The sequence below is a fragment of the Maritimibacter sp. 55A14 genome (assembly GCF_003122205.1).
Taxonomy (GTDB): domain Bacteria; phylum Pseudomonadota; class Alphaproteobacteria; order Rhodobacterales; family Rhodobacteraceae; genus QEYE01.
In genome coordinates this window covers 1-14,845 of sequence record NZ_QEYE01000030.1, presented here as the reverse complement: position 1 = coordinate 14,845, position 14,845 = coordinate 1, and the positions used below count along the sequence as shown (strand labels likewise).

Annotated in this window: 13 protein-coding genes and 1 tRNA gene; 11 read left to right on the top strand and 3 right to left on the bottom strand. The window is 67.4% G+C overall.

The genetic code is table 11. The features are described from left to right. Positions 1 to 392 precede the first annotated feature (392 nt). From DDZ14_RS17785 to DDZ14_RS17775, 3 genes are all read left to right on the top strand, one after another. Positions 393 to 704, top strand: coding sequence for an ETC complex I subunit (locus tag DDZ14_RS17785; RefSeq protein ID WP_109426327.1), 312 nt, complete (start codon positions 393 to 395; stop codon positions 702 to 704). Positions 705 to 723: 19 nt separating this feature from the next. Then, complete coding sequence (locus tag DDZ14_RS17780; protein WP_233252638.1) at positions 724 to 1,191, top strand: GNAT family N-acetyltransferase; 468 nt, start codon at positions 724 to 726, stop codon at positions 1,189 to 1,191. Positions 1,192 to 1,227: 36 nt separating this feature from the next. Further along, positions 1,228 to 1,304: transfer RNA gene (locus DDZ14_RS17775), tRNA-Arg, on the top strand. A gap of 46 nt (positions 1,305 to 1,350) precedes the next feature. Here DDZ14_RS17775 and DDZ14_RS17770 read toward each other — a convergent pair. Then, positions 1,351 to 3,009 carry an NAD+ synthase gene (locus tag DDZ14_RS17770; RefSeq protein ID WP_109426325.1) on the bottom strand — a complete coding sequence of 553 codons (1,659 nt, stop codon included), beginning with the start codon at positions 3,007 to 3,009 and terminating at the stop codon, positions 1,351 to 1,353. 184 nt (positions 3,010 to 3,193) lie between these two features. On the opposite strand from DDZ14_RS17770, the gene DDZ14_RS17765 reads away from it, so the two are divergent. Continuing rightward, positions 3,194 to 4,672, top strand: coding sequence for an MORN repeat-containing protein (locus DDZ14_RS17765; RefSeq protein ID WP_109426324.1), 1,479 nt, complete (start codon positions 3,194 to 3,196; stop codon positions 4,670 to 4,672). Positions 4,673 to 4,825: 153 nt separating this feature from the next. Here the strand turns inward: DDZ14_RS17765 and DDZ14_RS17760 are convergent, their stop codons facing one another. Next, the gene (locus tag DDZ14_RS17760; protein ID WP_109426323.1) at positions 4,826 to 6,226 is read right to left on the bottom strand and encodes a diguanylate cyclase domain-containing protein; all 1,401 of its coding nucleotides are present in this window, start codon (positions 6,224 to 6,226) and stop codon (positions 4,826 to 4,828) included. A gap of 97 nt (positions 6,227 to 6,323) precedes the next feature. Here DDZ14_RS17760 and DDZ14_RS17755 point away from each other — a divergent pair, with 97 nt between their 5' ends. The 3 genes from DDZ14_RS17755 to DDZ14_RS17745 all read left to right on the top strand — a co-directional run bounded on the left by DDZ14_RS17755 (position 6,324) and on the right by DDZ14_RS17745 (position 9,048). Beyond that, a complete protein-coding gene (locus DDZ14_RS17755; protein WP_109426322.1) occupies positions 6,324 to 6,602 on the top strand; it encodes a DUF3572 domain-containing protein in 279 nt (92 codons plus the stop codon). A 76-nt stretch (positions 6,603 to 6,678) separates the two neighbouring features. Then, on the top strand, positions 6,679 to 7,371 hold the full coding sequence (locus DDZ14_RS17750; protein WP_109426321.1) for an HAD family hydrolase: 693 nt from the start codon (positions 6,679 to 6,681) through the stop codon (positions 7,369 to 7,371). A gap of 123 nt (positions 7,372 to 7,494) precedes the next feature. Then, positions 7,495 to 9,048, top strand: coding sequence for a trimethylamine methyltransferase family protein (locus tag DDZ14_RS17745; RefSeq protein WP_109426345.1), 1,554 nt, complete (start codon positions 7,495 to 7,497; stop codon positions 9,046 to 9,048). A 23-nt stretch (positions 9,049 to 9,071) separates the two neighbouring features. Here DDZ14_RS17745 and DDZ14_RS19785 read toward each other — a convergent pair whose 3' ends face one another. After that, positions 9,072 to 9,227, bottom strand: a complete 156-nt coding sequence (locus tag DDZ14_RS19785; RefSeq protein ID WP_158275558.1) for a hypothetical protein — start codon at positions 9,225 to 9,227, stop codon at positions 9,072 to 9,074. Positions 9,228 to 9,614: 387 nt separating this feature from the next. Between DDZ14_RS19785 and DDZ14_RS17740 the strand changes: the two genes are divergently transcribed. The 4 genes from DDZ14_RS17740 to DDZ14_RS17725 all read left to right on the top strand — a co-directional run bounded on the left by DDZ14_RS17740 (position 9,615) and on the right by DDZ14_RS17725 (position 14,599). Further along, positions 9,615 to 11,402, top strand: coding sequence for a DUF4153 domain-containing protein (locus DDZ14_RS17740; protein WP_109426320.1), 1,788 nt, complete (start codon positions 9,615 to 9,617; stop codon positions 11,400 to 11,402). 78 nt (positions 11,403 to 11,480) lie between these two features. Then, on the top strand, positions 11,481 to 12,068 hold the full coding sequence (locus DDZ14_RS17735) for a heme NO-binding domain-containing protein (RefSeq protein WP_109426319.1): 588 nt from the start codon (positions 11,481 to 11,483) through the stop codon (positions 12,066 to 12,068). 5 nt (positions 12,069 to 12,073) lie between these two features. Beyond that, positions 12,074 to 13,183, top strand: a complete 1,110-nt coding sequence (locus DDZ14_RS17730; RefSeq protein WP_233252637.1) for a GGDEF domain-containing protein — start codon at positions 12,074 to 12,076, stop codon at positions 13,181 to 13,183. Between the two features lie 159 nt (positions 13,184 to 13,342). Next, complete coding sequence (locus DDZ14_RS17725; RefSeq protein ID WP_109426317.1) at positions 13,343 to 14,599, top strand: imelysin family protein; 1,257 nt, start codon at positions 13,343 to 13,345, stop codon at positions 14,597 to 14,599. Positions 14,600 to 14,845: the final 246 nt, after the last annotated feature.

Below are 14,845 nucleotides of genomic sequence, written 5' to 3'. Positions count from 1 at the left end.
CCGGCCCGATGCTGCGCTGCCGCAGCACGCGGTCGGGGCCTCATTCGCCTTCAGCGGATCGACCTGCAAGGGCGAAAAACACGCTCAGGTTGCCAAATGTTAAGCATGAGTTAAGGCATTTGCTGATTTTAGGCGGAAATCCGCGCAACTTTAGCGATAATTCTCCTTGCATGCCCCGTGAAACCTCGCGTAGGGTTCAGGGGCAAGCAGCACAGTCGGATGCCGGTCGGGGCGGCACTACCCACCCCACCCCTCGCTCCCAAGCCTCGGTCGGCATCCGCACCTTGCATCTCCGCCACATGACACCGCGACGGCTTTCCGCGACCAAGCTTCCCCTTGCGCAGGGCCACGGCTTTGGGGATAACGGTCCGAGCCTATCACGGAGATCGGACATGCGCGCGCGTATCTACAAACCGGCCCGCAACGCGATGCAGTCGGGCACCGCCAAGACTAGGCACTGGGTGCTGGAATTCGCGCCCGCCTCGCAGCGGGAGGTCGATCCGCTGATGGGCTGGACCAGTTCCGGCGACATGCAAAGCCAGGTCCGCCTGCGCTTCGACAGCCGCGAGGCCGCCGTGGCCTATGCCCGCGATCACGGCATCGACGCCGTGGTGCAGGAGCCCAAGCCGCGCAAGCCGAACATCCGCCCGCGTGGCTATGGTGAGAATTTTGCCACCAACCGGCGCACCGTCTGGACCCATTGACGGCGGTCCCGGCGATCACGTGATCGCGCAAGGCGACCCCGCGTTGCTGGACGCCGCGGCGCTGATCGCGGCGCATCTGGCGCTGATGCGCGCGGTTTCTCCCCCTGGAAGCATTCACGCGATGGATGGCGGCGCGCTGGCGGCGCCGGGCATCCGATTCTACCTCCTGCACGCGGGGGGCGCGGTTCAGGCGATGGGTGCGCTCAGGCGTCTCGATGCCCGCCACGGCGAGCTGAAATCCATGCATACCGCGGAAGCCGCCCGCGGGCGGGGCTTCGGGGCCGCGATGCTGCGCCACCTGATCGGCGAGGCGCGCGCGCAGGGCATGACGCGGCTGAGCCTTGAGACAGGCACACACGATGCTTTTGCCGCGTCCCGCCGCTTCTATGCAAATCATGGCTTCCGATCCTGCGCGCCCTTCGCCGCCTATCGGCCCGACCCGCATAGCTGCTTCATGTCGCTCGACCTCGAACAAGGTTTGACTTGATCCCGCGCCCCAAAGCCCGCAGAACGACGCCCATGCGGCCCCTTAGCTCAACTGGATAGAGCAGCGGACTTCTAATCCGCAGGTTCCGGGTTCGAGTCCTGGAGGGGTCGCCAGGTCGCTCACACACACGCATCACTTGCGCGGGCGCACGGCGTGGCGTCAGCTGCTGTCGCGCCACCGGTTGACGATCGGGTAACGCCGGTCGAGCCAGAAGGCGCGGTGGGTCAGGCGGGTGCCCGGCGCGGCCTGGAAGCGCTTGTATTCGGACTGGAAGATCAACTGCTCGACCCGTTTCACGGTGGCACGGTCGAAGCCTTCGGCCACCACCTCCGCCACGGACCGGTCCTGGTCGATCAGCATTTCCAGCATCCGGTCGAGCTGGTCATAGGGCGGCAGGCTGTCCTCGTCGCGCTGGTCGGCGCGCAGTTCCGCCGAGGGCGGCTTGTCGATCACCCGCGCCGGGATCACAATGCCGGGCGGACCCTTCATCCAGTCGCGGTGATTGGCGTTGCGCCAGCGGCAGGTTTCGAAGACGCGCGTCTTGTAGAGATCCTTGATCGGGTTGAAGCCGCCGGCCATGTCGCCATAGATCGTCGCGTATCCCACCGCGACCTCGGACTTGTTGCCGGTGGTCAGCAGGATCTCCCCGAATTTGTTCGAGAGCGCCATCAGCAGCAGTCCGCGCAGCCGCGACTGGATATTTTCCTCGGTCAGGTCGGGCGCCAGCCCCTCGAAAAAGGGCGCCAGCACCTCGGTCACGGCGGCACGGGGGCCGGAGATCGGCAATTCCTGAAGTTTGCAACCCAGCGCCCGCGCCACGCCCGCCGCGTCTTCAAGAGAGGCGGCCGAGGTGTACTCGGAGGGCAGCATCACGCAGCGCACGTTTTCCGGGCCCAGCGCATCGGCGGCGATGGCGGCCACCAGCGCGCTGTCGATGCCGCCCGAGAGGCCCAGCAGAACCTTCGAGAAGCCGGACTTCGCCATGTAGTCGGCCAGCGTGTTGACCATCACGCGGTAGTCCTGTTCCCAGGCATCGGCCATCGGCGCAAGCGTGCCGGGACGCGCGCGCCAGCCCGCTTCGGTCAGGTCGAAATCGACATGCGCCAGCGCTTCTTCATGCGCCGGCATCTGCAACGCCAGCGCGCCGCCGGGATTGAGCACGAAGGAGGCCCCGTCGAACATCTGGTCGTCCTGCCCGCCGACGAGGTTGAGATAGACCAGCGGCAGCCCCGTCTCCACCACCCGCGCGACCATCAGCGAGGTCCGCAGGTCGTGCTTGTCGCGCCGGTAGGGGGAGCCGTTGGGCACCATCAGAAGTTCCGCGCCGGTCTCCTCCAGCGCCTCGGCCACGTCCTCGAACCAGGCGTCCTCGCAGATCGGCGAGCCGACACGTAGCGGACCGACGCGATAGGGCCCGTTGATCGGCCCGGACGTGTAGACGCGCTTTTCGTCGAACACGTCCTCGTTGGGCAGATGGTGCTTCACGATGCGCGCGGTGACGGCGCCGCCCTGAAGGATGAAATAGGCGTTGTAGATCGCGTCGCCTTTGCGGAGCGGTGCCCCGATCCCCAGCGCCGGCCCATCGGCACAATCGGCGGCCAGGCGTTCGAGTTCCGCCATCGCCTGCGCTGTGAAGGCGGGGCGCTGTACCAGGTCCTGCGTCTGGTAGCCGGTCAGGAACATCTCGGGCAGCGCGACCATGTCCGCGCCCGCCGTGCGGCCCTCGCCCCAGGCGTCGCGGGCCTTGCCGGCATTGTCGGAAAACGCCCCGAGCGTCGGGTTGAGCTGCGCCAGTGTCAGGCGGAAATGCGGTGCCATGATCTCCCTCTCGGCGCGGCCGGTCCGTGCGCGATGTTTATCAGACCGGGCGCGATGTGGAAGGCCCGGAGCGTGAAAAGCGTTGTCTCGGCGGCGGCGGTCAACTAGATTTCGAGCCAAGGCATTTCAAGATAACGTGCGTGCAAGCGTAGCAAGGGGCTGAGTGGTGCAGGACTTCGGAACTATGTCGGGGCGGGTCGCGCGGTGCATTGCCGCCGCTGCGGGGCTGTTGCTGATCGCGGGGGGCGCGGCCGCCCAGCAGGATGAGGAGATCGTCACCAAGCAGTATGACGACGGTGGCGTCTACGAAGGCACGTTCAAGGATGGCAAGCAGCACGGGCTTGGCACCTACCGGCTGCCCAACGGCTACGAGTATTCCGGCGAATGGGTGGATGGCGAGATCAAGGGGCAGGGCGTGGCCCGCTTCCCCAACGGTGCGGTCTACGAGGGCAGTTTCGCCAAGGGCAAGCCGGACGGGTTCGGCAAGATCACTTTCGCCGATGGCGGCACCTATGAAGGCGACTGGAAGGATGGCAAGATCACCGGCCGCGGCGTGGCCATCTATGCCAACGGTGTGCGTTACGAAGGGGAGTTGCGCGACGCGCTCCATCATGGCACCGGCGTGATGGAAAGCCCCAACGGCTACCGCTACGAGGGCACCTGGGTGAGCGGTGTCAAGGACGGGCGCGGCACGATCACCTATCCCGACGGCGCGGTCTACGAGGGTGAGATTGCCCGCGGCGTCCGCGAAGGCCAGGGTCGGCTGACCATGCCCGACGGGCTGGAATATGTCGGCGCCTGGAAGAACGGCCAGATCAACGGCCTGGGCAAGCTTACCCAGCCCAATGGCGATGTCTACGAGGGCACTTTCGTGGACGGGCTGCGCCACGGCACCGGCACCGTCACCTATGCCAATGGCGATGTCTACCAGGGCTCCTTCCGGGCCGACAAGCGCGAGGGGCAGGGCACCTTCACCGGGACCGACGGCTATGTCTACGAGGGCGACTGGGTCGCTGGCCGGATCGAGGGCGAGGGCCGCGTGACCTATCCCGACGGGGCTGTCTACACCGGCAGCTTCGTCAACGACCTGGCGGATGGACAAGGCCGGATCATCTATGCCGACGGGTCCAGCTATCAGGGCGGCTGGGTCGAGGGTGTGATCGAAGGCAAGGGTCGTGCCGAATACGCCAACGGGCTGGTCTACGAGGGCGAGTTCAAGGATGCCAAGAACCACGGCCACGGCACCATGACCTATGGCGACGGGTACAAGTATGTCGGCCAGTGGGTCGAGGGGGAGCGCGAGGGCGAAGGCGTGGCGACCTATGCCGACGGCACCGTCTATACCGGCGAGTTCCAGGATGGCCAGCGCCATGGCGAAGGTACGATCGTCATGCCCGACGGGTTCGAATATACCGGCCAGTGGCGCGATGGGGATATTCATGGTCGCGGCGTCGCGAAATATGCCAATGGCGATGTCTACGAGGGCAATTTCGTCGATGGCAAGCGCCAGGGCGAGGGCGTGATGACCTACGCCTCCGGCGATGTCTACAAAGGCACTTGGGAAAACGGCCGCCAGACCGAAGCGACGAACCGCGCGGCGGATGCCGATGACGCGGCAGCGGACGGCGCCGCAGAAGGCGGTGCGGGCGCGCAGCCCGAATGACGCCTGGCGGCTAACGCGGCCCCCCTTCGATCCGCAGCACATGACCTTGCGCTGACGTATGCGCGCCGTCCCGGCTCGGCGCGTCTCCCGAATGGGTCCGAGGCTGCAAGGGCCATCGTTACGGCTTCGGTTTCTTGTATTCAGGACGTGGATTTAACGTGCGGTCTCCGCGGCGGCGCGCTGCGGAAGCGTCCCGCATCTCACCTGGTTGCGGCCACCCGCCTTCGAGGCGTAGAGCGCGCCGTCGGCGACCTCGATCAATGCCGCGACCGGGCACGGATCGGATTCGGAAAGCACGACGCCGACGCTCAGCGTTACATTGAGGAGCGGTAGCCCCGCGCCGATCTGGAAGGGCTTTCGGGCGATGGCGCGGCGCATGCGTTCCGCCGCCAGCCGGGCGGCGGGCAGTGTCGTGTCGGGTAGCGCGGCCAGAAACTCCTCACCCCCATAGCGGGCCAGCAGCGCGTCCCGGCGCAGCGTCGCCCGCAGCCGGGCCGCCACCTCGGCCAGCACCGCGTCGCCGGCGGCGTGGCCGAACCGGTCGTTGATCCGCTTGAAACGGTCGATGTCGAGCAGCAGCACCGCGAAGCGCCGGCCATATTCGGCGGCCTGCGAGGTCATGCGGTCGAGCCGGCTGAGCGCGTACCGCCTTGTGGATAGGCCCGTCAGCGGGTCGGTGGCCGCCAGCCGAAGCCCGTCCCGCACCGAAGCGCGCAGCCGGTCGACGTAATGCTTGCGGCGCAACTGGTTGCGCAGGCGCAGGGCAAGCTCTTCCGGCGCGGCAGAGCGCAGCACGAAGTCATTCGCGCCGAGATCGAGCGCCGCCGCCCCGGCGCCCGGATCATCCTGCGCGAGCATCACTACGAGGGCGCTGTCACGCGTGGTGCCACGGGCGCGCAACTCCGACAGCAGGTCGCGCAACGGTCCCAGCGGCGCGCCGTCCATGCAGATCAGCAGCAGGTCGGGTTCCGTTCCTCCCGCTCCGGCGGCCAGAACGTCGCGCGCTTCCGCCGCGGCAACACGGGCGTCGAGGCGTAGGCCGAGCGCGTTGGCGCGGCTGCGGGCGCAACCGGGATCGTTGCAGACGACCAGCACATTGGCTATGCGCGGCGGCGCGGCGCTGGCGTCTTCGAGCCCCAGTGCGCGGCAGGTCTGCGCGCGCGCGCACAACTCGTCCGCCGCGGATTTATCACGCAGGAGGCTGCGTAGCCGTGCCAGAAGGAGCCGGTCGCTGACCGGGCGCGACAAAACGTCGTCGGCGCCGGCTTGCAGCGCGCGCAGACGCGCGCCCCGGTCGTCCCTGCCGGTGAGCAGGATCACCGGAATGTGGCGGGTCGCGCGGTCGGCCCGGAGCCGCTCGCAGGTGGCGAAGCCGTCGGACCCCGGCATCGTTGCGTCGAGCAGGATCAGGTCCGGCGCCTCGCGCCGCGCGAGCGCAAGGGCGCGGGCGCCGTCCTCGGCCAGAAGGACGTCATAGAAGGCGCCCGCAAGCTTGGCCTTCAACACGATCCGGTTGGTCGCCACGTCATCGACGATCAGGATACGGCCGGACATGATGATCTCCCCACTGGCGCAAAGCCTGATGCAAGTCTTGGGAGAGAGTGTTAAGAAAACCTTTCCGTGCTGGTAACCACGAAAGGGACAGGCAGAAATGCGCCCGGACGAAGCCGAAACCCTCGCCGTGGAGGCGCTGGCCTGGATCGCCGGAGAGGACGGGCTGATGGAGGTTTTCCTGGGCTCCGCCGGGCTGGAGGTCGCGGATCTGCGCGCCCGCGCCGGGGATCCGGATTTCCTGGGCGCGGTGCTCGATTTCCTGCTCGTCTCCGACGCGCACGTGACCGGATTCTGCGACAGTCGCGGCCTGCCCTACGAGGCGCCGATTCGCGCCCGGCAGGCGCTTCCGGGCGGCGCGGTGCCCGACTGGACCTGAGCCGCGGGCGCACGTCTGGTGTTTCGCGCGCCGCTCGGCTAAATCCTTGCGCGGACCAAGGCGGGAGGCGGGACGGATGGTCGGCGGCATTCTTTTCGACAAGGACGGCACACTCTTTCATTTCCGGGACACGTTCTCGGTCTTCGTGCAAGAGTTGCTGATCGAGATCGCCTGCGGTGACCGCGCCCGCGCCGTGGCGCTGGGCCGGCGGATCGGCTTCGACCTGGAGACTGCCGGCTTCGGGCCGCAGAGCGTCGCGGTCACGGGCACGCCGGAGCAGATCGCCCATGCACTCCTGCCGGACGTGCCGGACTGGGACGAGCCGCGGCTCGTGGCCCGGATGAACGCCGCCATGCACGGCCTGCCGCTGGTGCCCGCCGCGCCCTTGGTGCCGCTGGTGGCCGGGCTTATCGCGCGCGGGCTGCGGCTGGGCGTCGTCACAAACGACGCGCTGGAGGCCGCCGAGGCGCATTTGACCGCCGTGGGCATCCGCGGCGCGTTCGAGTTCGTCGCGGGCTATGACAGCGGGCATGGCGCCAAGCCCGATCCGGGGATGCTGCACGAGTTCCGCCGCCGTACCGGGCTGGCACCCGAACGCATCGCGATGGTGGGCGACAGCCGCCACGACCTGGCCGCCGGGCGCGCGGCGGGGATGCGCACGGTGGGGGTGCTGACCGGGATGGCTACCACTGCGGATCTTGACGATCTGGCCGATGTCATCCTGCCAGATATCGGCGCGTTGCCCGGCTGGATCGACGCGCTGGGCTGAGCGCGCACCTCACGACCCGTTGAAGCGGCAGAATGTGCTCCGAATCCGACGCGATCCGTCGCATTCCGCAAACACTTGCCGCGAATCCCCGTGTCTTTTGGGGCCAAAGCAGCGGGGAGAGATATCGTGGAACAGCGGTCGAGACGACGCGGCGGCGGGCGATCCGGCAATGTGCGGCTGAGCGAGGCGAAGGCGCTGCCGCAGACGCCCTGGCGCATTCCCGAGAACCCCGACCGCCCGACCGAGCCGCTGGACGAGGACGGCATCGCCGCCATTCACGACGGCGCCATGCGCATTCTCGAGGAGATCGGCATCGAGTTCCTCAACGACGAGGCGCGCGCGCTCATGGCCGAGGCCGGTTGCACGGTGCAGGACACCAACGTGCGGATGGGCCGCGACTTCGTGATGGAGATGGTGCGTCGCGCGCCCGCCTCCTTCACCATCACCCCGCGCAACCCCGAGCGCCGGCTGACCATTGGCGGGCGCAGCATCGTCTTCGGCAATGTCTCATCGCCGCCGAGCTACTGGGACATGGAAACCGGCAAGGTCTCCGGCACGCGGGAGCATTGCCGCAACCTGCTGAAGCTGACCCAGTATTTCAACTGTATCCATTTCGCCGGCGGCTACCCGGTGGAGCCGGTGGACGTCCACGCCTCGGTGCGCCATCTCGACGTGCTTTACGACAAGCTGACGCTGACCGACAAGGTGGGTCACGCCTACAGCCTGGGCCGCGAGCGCGTCGAGGACGTGATGGAGATGATCCGCATTGCCGGCGGGCTGAGCCATGAGGAATTTGAGTCCAGCCCGCGGATGTACACCAACATCAACTCCACCTCGCCCCTCAAGCACGACATTCCGATGCTCGACGGGTTCATGCGCTGCGTGCGCCGCGGGCAGGCGGTGGTGGTCACGCCCTTCACGCTGGCCGGCGCGATGGCCCCCGTCACGATGTCCGGTGCGGTGGCGCAATCGCTGGCCGAGTCGCTCTGCGCGATCGTGCTGGCGCAGTATATCCGCCCCGGCGCGCCATGTGCGATCGGCACCTTCACCTCCAACGTGGACATGAGATCGGGCGCTCCCGCCTTCGGCACCCCGGAATACATGCGCGCCACGCAGATGACCGGGCAGCTTGCACGGTTCTACGGCCTGCCAATGCGCGCCTCGGGCTCCTGCGCGGCCAATGTGCCGGACGGACAGGCGATGTGGGAGACGTCGAACGCGCTTTGGGCGGCGGTGCAGTCGGGAACCAACATGGTCTACCACGCTGCCGGCTGGCTGGAGGGCGGGCTGATCGCCAGCCCCGAGAAATTCATCATGGATTGCGAAGTTCTGCAGATGATCCAGCGCTATTTCGAGACCGCGACCTGGGCCACGACGCCTGAGGATATAGCGGTGGATGCCGTGGCCGCAGTCGGCAGCGAGGGGCATTTCTTCGGCACCCAGCACACCCAGGAGCGCTACACCACCGCCTTCTATGCGCCGCTCATCAGCGACTGGCGCAACTACGAGGCCTGGGAACTGGCCGGCGGTGACTGGACGGCGGCGCGCGCGCACAAGGCGTTCAAGGCCATCCTGGCGGAATACGTGGCCCCGCCGATGGACGAGGGCATCCATGAGGAGTTGAAGGCCTTCGTGGAGCGCCGCAAGGCCGAAGGCGGCGCGCCCACGGATTTCTGAGCCGGCTCAGGCGCCGGGGCGGGTCAGAGCCACTGTTGCTCTGGCCTGCGCCAGTTGAGATGCGCCTTGAGCTTTTCATGCGCCGCCTCCGCACGTAGCTGCGCGGTCAGCCGTAGCCAGTTCCGGCTGCAATGCAGGATCTGGCTGAAGCACAGGAAGATGAGTGCGAGATGCAGCATCCTTGGACCCCCTCGGTGGTCTGAGCCAGCGGGTTTGCGCGCGCTTCGGAAACGCTCACCCCCGCCAATCCGTTTTGTTCCGTGCAACGGGGCGGACCCGGCACGCTATCGCCACAATAGCCTAAGATTTCGGGCAATCCGGTGGCCAGAAAGAGGCGGAAATGGGGCGCGACCTAAGGGCCGTGCGGGTAATTCTGGCGGGGATGTCCCTTGGTTGTTGTCCGGGATCCAAGGTCGCGCTTAGGCTGTCACGCGGCGAGGCGGGGCGTTTCCCCGTGGCCTCGTTGCCGCAATCCGTCCGTGCCGGCGAATCGCCGGGCAACGCGGCACTGGCCTCGGCGGCGGTCGGTGGCTAGTCTGCCCGCAATCAATGGCGGAGGAACGATCATGGCCACGGACCGGGAGCTTGCGGGCGGACGCCTTGTGCTGGGCCTGTTCGGGGCCGTGGCCGGGGTCTGCCTGTGGTATCTCTACGACGCGTTCCGGGATGCGCCCGAGCCGCAGCGACTGCTGCTTTTCCTCATCGCTGCGGCTGCCGGGTTTTTCGGCGGCACGCTGGTGGCGACGGGGCCGGTGTCCTTCCCGCGTGCCGCGGCGCTGAGCGCGCCGCTGGCGCTCGCCGGGGCGGGGCTGCTGACCTGGTCCAGCCTGCGCCATGACGGCGTGGAGGCGTATCTGGAAACCGGCCACCCGGTCGCGGCCTGGCTGGCGATCTGGTTCATGGCGCTGCCCTTCCTGATCGCCGGCGCCATGGCGCGCGGCGGCTGGCGCGATTACAGCGCGCTCTTCGAACAATCGTGGTCGATCGTGGTGCGCGGTGCCACCGCCTGGATCTTCACGGGTGTCTTCTGGCTGGTCTACACGCTCAGCGACACGTTGCTGGGGCTGGTCGGGATCACGCTGCTGGCCGACCTGACGGATCACGGCTGGTTCGTCATGGGGCTCTCGGGACTGGTGCTGGGGCTGGGGCTGGCGGTGCTGAGCGAGCTTTCGTCGGTTCTGACACCCTCGCTGGTGCTGCGCATGCTGCGGCTTCTGCTGCCGGTCGTGACCGCGGTGGTGGCTGTTTTCCTGGTCATGGTGCCGATCCGCGGCCTCGACGATGTATTCGGCAGCCTCTCGGCGGCGGGCACGCTTCTGGCGATGGCGGTGGGGGCGATCACGCTGGTCACCTCGGCGCTGGACGAGGATGATTTCTGCGCCACCGACAGCCCGATCATGCGTGCGACCGCCCAGATCATGTCGCTGCTCCTGCCGGTGCTGGCGGCGCTCGCCGGCTGGGCGGTCTGGGTCCGCGTGGCGCAATACGGCTGGACGCCGGACCGGCTGATGGCGGCGCTGGCGGCACTGGCGGTGATGCTCTACGCGCTGCTCTACGCGGTGTCCGTGGCGCTGCGCGGCGGGTGGATGGCGCGCATCCGGGCCGGTAACACCTGGATGGCGATGGGGCTGATGGGGCTTTCCGTGCTGTGGCTGACCCCGGTGCTGAACCCAGAGCGCATTTCGGCGCAGAGCCAGGTTGCCCGGTTCGAAAGCGGCCGCGTGAGCGCCGAGGCGCTCGACCTCTGGACCCTTGGTCGGGAGTTTGGGCGGCCCGGACGCGCCGCACTGGAGGAATTGCGCGCGATGACCGGCCACCCGGAACATGCTGCGCTGCTGGTCCGGCTGGCGAAGTTGGAGAATGCCGAAAGCCGTGTCGCCTTCGAGGGGCGGGGTCCCTATGGCCGGCCCAACGGCGATGCCGAGCGGAACCTGGCGGCGCGGCTTGCGGGGCAGCTTCGCGTCCACCCTGCGGATGCCGAATTGCCCGAGGGGTTGCTCGACAACCAGCCGATGCATTTCCTGCGCCGCCTGAGAAGCGGCTGCGACCAGACCCTTGCCGATGGCGGCGCGGGCTGCGTCGTGGCGCTGGTGGACCTGGCCGACCAATGGCCCGGACCCGAGGCGATGATCTTCCTGGCCGAACCGGGCGGGCAGGGCACCCGCGTGACGATGCTGCGCCGCGGCGAGGCGGGCTATCAGGAAGCCTCGCAACCCACGCAGCTTGGCGGCGACCTGCTGCGTCTTGCGCCATCGGACGCCCTGGGTGCGGTGGCGGCGGGGCGTTTTTCCATTGGGCAGCCCAGCCTGCGCGCACTCAGCGTGGAGGGGGTGGAACTGGTGCCGCGGCCCTGAGGCGCGAGGATTGGCATTTTGTTAACGTATCGGCCTTAGCCTTCCCGTATACCGCCAAACCGCGGGCAGGAGGGCGAGATGCACGGGCTGATAAACCGCTCGATCCAGTGTTTCGTGCGCGACACCTACGGGGCCGATCGCTGGGCCGAAGTCTGCGCGCGCGCCAAGCTCGAGTCCCAGGATTTCGAGGCGCTGCTGACCTATGACGATGCCCTGACCGACGCGGTGATCCGCGCCGCCAGCGAACTGCTGGAAAAGGAACGCGTCCTGTTTCTGGAGGATCTGGGGCATTACCTGGTCACCCACCCGGAATCCGATGCCTTGCGTCGCCTGTTGCGCTTCGGCGGGGAGACTTTCGTCGATTTCCTCCATTCGCTCGAAGAGTTGCATGATCGCGGGCGGCTGGCGCTGCCCGACCTGGACTTGCCTAGGATCGAAATGCGCGAACATGGTGGCTCCTCCTTCACGCTGGGTCTGTGCTGGGGCGATCTGGGCCCAGTCGTGCTGGGCGTGCTCCGGGCGATGGCCGACGAATACGGCGCGCTGGTGCTCATGGAGTACCATGCCAGCGGCGCCCATGCGCGGGATGAGGCGATCACAATCGAACTTCTGGAAACGACTCATGCCGAAGGCCGCAGTTTCGCGCTGGGGCGCGTTAGGCGATGACTGGCGTGGCGGCGAACGGGACCGCGGGCGGTGCAACCGGCGCCGGGCCGGCGCCGCCGGGGCCACTTTTGCCCAAGGGCGCGCTCGACCTGCTTATGCCGCTCCATGTCTGGGTGGGGGCCAGCGGACATATCGAGCATTGCGGCCCCACCTTGCGCAAGCTGCGCCCCGGACAGATCCTGACCGGCGCCCGCCTGCTGGAGGTGTTCGAGTGGCGCCGGCCCAACACGGTGCGCGTGCTGGCCGATCTTCTGGCCCATGACGGCGAGAAGGTGCAACTGGCCTTCCGGGACGGCCCGCGCGACACGCTGCGCGGCATTGTGGTGGCGCTGGGCGATGGGCAGGGCGCGATCCTGAACCTGTCGCTGGGCATCTCGGTGGTCGAGGCGGTGGGCCGCTACGGGCTGACAGGTACCGATTTCGCGCCCTTCGACCCCACGGTAGAGATGCTCTACCTGATCGAGGCGCAGTCGGCGATCCTGGCGGAATCCCGCAAGCTGAACAAGCGCCTGGAAGGGGCGCGGATCGCGGCGGAAAAACAGGCCTTCACTGATACGCTGACCGGGTTGCGCAACCGGCGGGCGATGGATCACGCGCTGGAACGGCTGGCCGATCCGCACATGTCCGAACGGTTCGGGCTGATGCATCTGGACCTTGATTATTTCAAGGAGGTCAACGACACGCTGGGCCATGCGGCGGGCGACCACGTGCTGCGCCAAGTGGCGCGTATCCTGCTGGCGGAAACGCGCCGCGACGACATGGTGGTGCGCGCGGGCGGGGATGAGTTCGTGCTCATCTGCCGCAATTGTGACGATGTTGCGGTGCTCAACCGGATTGCGCAGCGGATCATCGAGCGGCTGGAAGAGCCGATCCTTTTCGAGGGCCGGCCCTGCCGCGTGAGCGCCAGCATCGGCACCACCTTGTCGAGCAACTACGCCGCGCAGGACGCCTCGCAGATGCTCAGCGATGCGGACCGCGCGCTTTATGCCTCGAAGGATGGCGGCCGGGCCCGGCACACGGTCTTCATCCGTGACGCAGGGCTGGTGGAACTCGCGCGCGACGCCGGGGTTCGGCCGGTGCCGCCTTCCCCGCCACGCGACGCGGCGGCGCACTGAGTCCGGGCGAGTCGCGGCAGCCAGCGCAGAAAACCTAGTGTAATAGTCGGAATTGACATGACTGACGAAAAGAGTCAGTCATCTCCTTGTCGCGAGTCAGCCCAAGAACGGGCGGTGCGCGCGGCCGAAGCTGGACGAATTCTACCGAAGGGATTTTTGATGACGCGCATGGCAACCGCAATGATACTGGCGCTTTCGGTCTCCACACCCGCTTGGGCCGGAAAGGCCGAGGTCCTGGACACCTATTCCGACATCGCCCATGCCGGATACGAGGACAGCGTGATCACCGCGCGCGCCCTGCGGGAAGCGGTGGAGACACTGTTAGACGCGCCCTCCGCCGGGACGCTGGCCGACGCACGCCGGGCTTGGATGCGCGCGCGTGTGCCCTATCAGCAGACCGAGGCATACCGGTTCGGCAACCCGATCGTCGACGATTGGGAAGGCAAGGTGAACGCCTGGCCACTCGATGAGGGGCTCATCGACTATGTCGACGCGGCCTATGGCGGGGCGCGCGACGAAAACCCCTATGCCGTGCTCAATGTCGTGGCGACGCCACGCTTCACGCTCTCGGGCCAGGAAATCGACGCGACCAGCATCACCCCGGCCTTGCTGGAGGAAACGCTGCATGAGGCCGACGAGGTGGAAGCCAATGTCGCGACCGGCTACCACGCCATCGAATTCCTGCTCTGGGGGCAGGATCTCAACGGCACGGCGCATGGCGCCGGCGACCGCCCCTGGACAGATTTCGCCACTGGCGATGCTTGCACGAACGGCAATTGCGACCGGCGCGGTGCCTATCTGAAGGCCGCGACCGATCTGCTGGTCAGCGATCTGGAATGGATGACCGCTCAATGGGCCGAGGGCGGCGCCGCGCGCGCCGCGCTGGCCGAGGACGAGGATGCCGGGATCAAGGCAATCCTCACCGGCATGGGCAGCCTGTCCTATGGCGAGCAGGCGGGCGAGCGGATGAAGCTGGGCCTGATGCTCAACGACCCCGAGGAGGAGCATGACTGCTTCTCCGACAACACCCATAACAGCCACTATTACGACGGGCTGGGGATCCGGAACGTCTATACCGGCGAATATGTCCGCATTGACGGCAGCCTCGTAGCCGGGCCGTCCTTGTCCGGCCTGGTGGCCGAAACCGCGCCGGATGTCGATGCCGCGCTGCGTGACGCGCTGGACGAGACGATGGCAAAACTCGGCCGGATCAAGGCCGCGGCCGAGGCCGGTTTCAGCTACGACCAGATGCTCGCCCGCGACAACGCCGCCGGCGAGGCGCTGGTCATGGGGGCGGTCGACGCGCTGGTCGTGCAGACCCGCGAAATCGAGCGCGCGGTGACGGCCCTGAAGCTTGACGGAGTCGCTTTCGAGGGATCCGACAGTCTTGACGACCCCGACGCCGTCTTCCAGTAAGAGACCCGGCCCCGCTGCCAGGACGAAACCAGCCAGCTCGGGCCCTCCCGCCCAGCCAGCCATTCCAGATGCCGGATGGCCTTGCCTGCATCCGGAGTAGAAAATTTCAGATAAATTATAAGGATGTACCATGCTGGGACAGTCACGCTACGCGCTTTCGACATTGCTCGCCTTCGGGATGACCGGGGCCTTCTTGCCGACCGCGCCCGCCCATGCTGAGCCGCTTTCCTTCTCGGCCGATTTCGC

Coding starts and splice junctions, on each gene's coding strand:
- DDZ14_RS19785 (WP_158275558.1), bottom strand. CDS start 9,227: ATGCTGCATCTCGCACTCATCTTCCTGTGCTTCAGCCAGATCCTGCAT.
- DDZ14_RS17760 (WP_109426323.1), bottom strand. CDS start 6,226: ATGTCCGGCCGTATCCTGATCGTCGATGACGTGGCGACCAACCGGATC.
- DDZ14_RS17770 (WP_109426325.1), bottom strand. CDS start 3,009: ATGGCACCGCATTTCCGCCTGACACTGGCGCAGCTCAACCCGACGCTC.
- DDZ14_RS17735 (WP_109426319.1), top strand. CDS start 11,481: ATGCACGGGCTGATAAACCGCTCGATCCAGTGTTTCGTGCGCGACACC.
- DDZ14_RS17750 (WP_109426321.1), top strand. CDS start 6,679: ATGGTCGGCGGCATTCTTTTCGACAAGGACGGCACACTCTTTCATTTC.
- DDZ14_RS17755 (WP_109426322.1), top strand. CDS start 6,324: ATGCGCCCGGACGAAGCCGAAACCCTCGCCGTGGAGGCGCTGGCCTGG.
- DDZ14_RS17740 (WP_109426320.1), top strand. CDS start 9,615: ATGGCCACGGACCGGGAGCTTGCGGGCGGACGCCTTGTGCTGGGCCTG.
- DDZ14_RS17765 (WP_109426324.1), top strand. CDS start 3,194: ATGTCGGGGCGGGTCGCGCGGTGCATTGCCGCCGCTGCGGGGCTGTTG.
- DDZ14_RS17785 (WP_109426327.1), top strand. CDS start 393: ATGCGCGCGCGTATCTACAAACCGGCCCGCAACGCGATGCAGTCGGGC.
- DDZ14_RS17725 (WP_109426317.1), top strand. CDS start 13,343: ATGACGCGCATGGCAACCGCAATGATACTGGCGCTTTCGGTCTCCACA.